Origin of the sequence: Jiangella endophytica (assembly GCF_003427025.1) — a bacterium.
Lineage (GTDB): Bacteria > Actinomycetota > Actinomycetes > Jiangellales > Jiangellaceae > Jiangella > Jiangella endophytica.
This window is the reverse complement of record NZ_QVAI01000074.1, coordinates 1-384: the sequence shown is the minus strand read 5'-3', so window position 1 is coordinate 384 and position 384 is coordinate 1. Positions and strand designations below refer to the sequence as shown.

1 protein-coding gene is annotated in these 384 nt (G+C 67.4%); it reads left to right on the top strand.

Features of this window, described 5'->3' with window-relative positions:
* A partial coding sequence (locus DZA62_RS35320; protein ID WP_116953688.1) for a VOC family protein occupies positions 1–384 on the top strand: 384 nt, incomplete at both ends.

Below are 384 nucleotides of genomic sequence, written 5' to 3'. Positions count from 1 at the left end.
GCGGAGCCCGAGCGGTTGGCTCGGTTCTGGTGTGAGGTGCTGGGGTATGTGGTGCCGGCGCCGCCGGAGGGGTTCGCCACGTGGGCTGATGTGGATGCGTCGTTGCCGGTTGAGCGTCGTGGTTCGTGGTTCGCGTGTGTGGATCCGTCGGGGGTGGGGCCGCGGTTGTTCTTCCAGCGGGTTCCTGAGGGCAAGGTGGTGAAGAATCGGGTGCATCTGGATGTGCGGGTCGGTACGGGGCTGGTGGGTGAGCGGCGGCTGGCGACGTTGGAGGCCGAGTGCGCGCGGCTGGTCGCGCTGGGTGGGGTTCAGGTGCGGGTGCTGCTGGCCGATGAGGAGAACGAGTCGTGCATCGTGATGCAGGACATCGAGGGCAACGAGTTC